This window comes from Thermogemmatispora sp. (assembly GCF_042408735.1).
GTDB lineage: Bacteria > Chloroflexota > Ktedonobacteria > Ktedonobacterales > Ktedonobacteraceae > Thermogemmatispora.
On sequence record NZ_JBHOQV010000097.1, the window covers coordinates 1 to 3,100 of the forward strand.

Sequence of the window (3,100 nt, forward strand, 5' to 3'; positions counted from 1 at the left end):
ATCACGCCGGAGGGGTTGCCCCATTCGGAGACTCAGGGATCATCGCTTGCCAGCAGCTCCCCCTGAACGTTTCGCCGCTCGCCGCGTCCTTCCTCGGCCTTCAGCGCCCAGGCATCCCCCGCGCACGCTTCTCGCTTGTGCGCCATCCTATTGACACCGAAGCACAACGTTCTTCGCTTACCTCTATCGCGTTGCACTCGGCCTGCAGACATGCTGTCTGCTTTCAGGCTCTCAGCAAAATTGAAGCAAGTATCACTAACGCGATTCAGTTGTCAAGGTACACTACCCTGCCGATCCCTTTTCGGTAGTCTCACCGAGGGGATATCGGTATCGTCTGGCTGAGCCGCGTTGTTTGCGGCGTCTTTAAGTATTCCACACCAGGCGCCTCTTGTCAAGCTCCCAGTACCCTCCACTTTTCAGCATCCTCAGCGAGGGGACATCGAGGCGGTGTGGCTGAGCCGTGTTGTTTACGGCGTCTTTAAGTATTCCACACCAGGCGCCTCTTGTCAAGCCCTCAGGACCCTCAAATTGCCGTTTCAGGACCTTCGAATTGAAGAAGGGCACCGAGATCAGGTTGTCTGACAGGGTCACCGGAAGCGGGAGGGAGTTGGGGCATTCGCCCGAGAGAGGGCGACGTGCTCATTCATCCCTTTTCAGCATCCCCGACTCGAACGAATCGAGGCCGCAGCAAAGCCGGTGCGTTCTGTGGCGTGGTGCCTGCATACTATTGCACAGGGGGAAGGATTTTGTCAAGACCTCAGCTATTGAGATTCGGGGAAGAGCGGAAGATTAGCCAGAATCTCCCAGAGAGGATTGACGGATTTCTTTGTGCTGACGTACGCTTTGCTACGTGATAGTACGAGGGGTCACCATACCTTTGCGGAAGGGGAGTCTCTTTGATGAAATATTTTTTCTGGATAGCATTCGCCGTATTCCTGGCGGCCTCTATTCCACATGTTGCTTACTTTTTTGCATCGTTTGAGCCATCATCGGGTCCAGAGGGGATCTGGTGGTGGGGTGTAAGCTATGCCATAGCGATCAGCATTGACGTCACGATTTATCTGCTGTCCTGGACGGCCTTTCAGCGCTATCGACGTTATCGGACCCCCAAGGCGGTCTGGCAGCACTGGTTACTCATTATTATCTGTACTGGTTTCTCTTGGGCGGTGAACTGGGCCTATGCCAAGCAGTTTCACAGCCCGCAGATGCTGAGTGCGGCGGAGCACGCGGCGCCCTGGCTGACCAACATTTTCCCCTTCATGGCCAGTGCCTTTCCGCTGCTGGGCATTGTCTATACGATGATGGCAGAGACCATCAGCGAGGCTGAGGCAGAGGAGAAGAAGGCACGGCAACAGCAGCTGACGGCGCTCTCCGAGCTTGCCAAACAGGTTCAACTCCCCATGTCGACCCTGCGCCGCGCTCTGACGGCCGGCTCGCGGCTGAACCCCTCCAGCCTCCTGCCGATTATCAATCAGGAGCGCACGACCGAGGTGGCCCCCGTTGCCAACGCCGCAGGCAATGGGACGGCGCGCGAGGGCAACCAGGATCTCTCGCGCCCGATCACTGGTCAGATTGTGGCCGTGGGCAACGAAGGTTCCAATGGCGAGCAGAATACCAATCCAGCCATGCTGGCCACGTCCGGTGAGGGCAACCCCGATAAGCTCCAGATGACGATCGAAGTCTTGAAATCTAACCCCTCTATCACCGATGAAGCTCTGGCCCAGTACCTCGCCCTGAAACGCCCCGCCAGCGCTCGCTTCTGGCGCTTGAAGGCCCTGGAGATCCTCAATGCTAACGGGAATGGTGCTGGACAGACCAACCACCATGTCAATGGAGTCAGCGACACCGGCGTGTGGGCCACGCGCGAAGTTGCCAATGGCTCGCTTGGCCGACGCTAGCCTCCAGATGCCAGCTCCCCCTGGCCGCTCCTGGCCAGAGGGCAATCGGCCCGGCTCCCGTTCCCTCCCTTTGCTCACCGCCAGGCAGCCAGGGAGCCGGGCGCCTCTCCGCTCACTACCTTGACGTCCGTTGCAACGATATGATAGACTAACCAAGAGCAGTGGAGAAACTTTCTGACCTGTCTTGATGTATACAGTGACAGCGCCGTCAATCTGTGCGCTACAGGTTTCCCATATTGCCACTATCTTAGGGAGGGATCAATGCCGACCACTTTCAGCTACGCGCGTATCCTCTACGCCGTAGGCCAGGTGCTGGACCAGATCGGGGTGAAAAGCATCGCTCTCCGCGAGGAGGAGGATGGTCTCTTCGTCGAGGGCTATAATAGTAACGGCCAGCTCCAGGTCCAGCTGCGCTACGATATCCCTGACCTCTACGAGCTGCTGACGCGCGTAGAAGAGCAAGAGAACGGGCGGGAGCTGCCACAAACAGCAGAGGTGGAGGGGCTGTTGCGCCGCTTCTTAACAGAGCACGACCGCGAGTTGGTTGGTATTTCTCGCTAGCAGCTGAATAGCGTTGGCCGGAGGAACCGGGGGATATCCCCGGTTCTTGTGTATCAATGGTGCACTCCGGCTGGCTGACTGACCGCCTGACCGCAGCGGCGAGCCAGGCCGCCTCCGCCGCCACCCCGAACTGGAAATGGGAGGCCAACGTCCACCTCAACCGGCAGGCGAGCCACCCAGGCCAGCTCAGATGGCTCACGGATCTCAGCCCGGCCCAGGTTGCACTCATCAATAGCTACCCGGCCTGGCCCAACGCGCATGAGATAGCGCTGGCTGCCGCCCAGCGGTACCGGATTGATCAGGCTGCCTGAGTTGCGGAGGTCGCGATCCGCTTCAGGATACTGGATGGAAACAGGATACGGAAAACAAGCGTATCCCTGACCAACGCCGGTCGATCAGATCGAGGTGATCGTATGCCGATGATGTCTTAGTATTTGCTCTTCACCCTCTGATAAGCAGCCCGGTAGCTATCTTAATAAGAGACTATATCATAAGTAGTTCTGAAAAGTAAAGCGCAGACCACTCGACTTCGCCAATAAAGTATGATATGCTCATAGTTGTAGGATTGCATAGCAGGCAATCCGAGCACCTGAACAATCAGCAATCCTGGTCTGCGCGGTTTCTCCCCATGAGAGGAGAAG

3 protein-coding genes and 1 rRNA gene are annotated in these 3,100 nt (G+C 57.5%); 2 read left to right on the forward strand and 2 right to left on the reverse strand.

The genetic code is table 11. The features are described 5' to 3' along the window. Window positions 1-141 (reverse strand): 23S ribosomal RNA (locus tag ACFMO7_RS08470); the annotation flags it as partial. Window positions 142-899: 758 nt separating this feature from the next. On the opposite strand from ACFMO7_RS08470, the gene ACFMO7_RS08475 reads away from it, so the two are divergent. Then, window positions 900-1,898, forward strand: a complete 999-nt coding sequence (locus tag ACFMO7_RS08475; protein WP_376795055.1) for a hypothetical protein — start codon at window positions 900-902, stop codon at window positions 1,896-1,898. A gap of 261 nt (window positions 1,899-2,159) precedes the next feature. Beyond that, entirely contained in the window at window positions 2,160-2,459 is a 300-nt protein-coding gene (locus tag ACFMO7_RS08480; protein ID WP_376795056.1) for a hypothetical protein, read from the forward strand. Window positions 2,460-2,512: 53 nt separating this feature from the next. Here the strand turns inward: ACFMO7_RS08480 and ACFMO7_RS08485 are convergent, their stop codons facing one another. Beyond that, window positions 2,513-2,719 carry a hypothetical protein gene (locus tag ACFMO7_RS08485; RefSeq protein ID WP_376795057.1) on the reverse strand — a complete coding sequence of 69 codons (207 nt, stop codon included), beginning with the start codon at window positions 2,717-2,719 and terminating at the stop codon, window positions 2,513-2,515. Window positions 2,720-3,100: the final 381 nt, after the last annotated feature.

Excerpts from the sequence above, each read along its gene's own strand:
- ACFMO7_RS08485 (WP_376795057.1), bottom strand. The coding sequence starts at position 2,719 with ATGCGCGTTGGGCCAGGCCGGGTAGCTATTGATGAGTGCAACCTGGGC.
- ACFMO7_RS08475 (WP_376795055.1), top strand. The coding sequence starts at position 900 with ATGAAATATTTTTTCTGGATAGCATTCGCCGTATTCCTGGCGGCCTCT.
- ACFMO7_RS08480 (WP_376795056.1), top strand. The coding sequence starts at position 2,160 with ATGCCGACCACTTTCAGCTACGCGCGTATCCTCTACGCCGTAGGCCAG.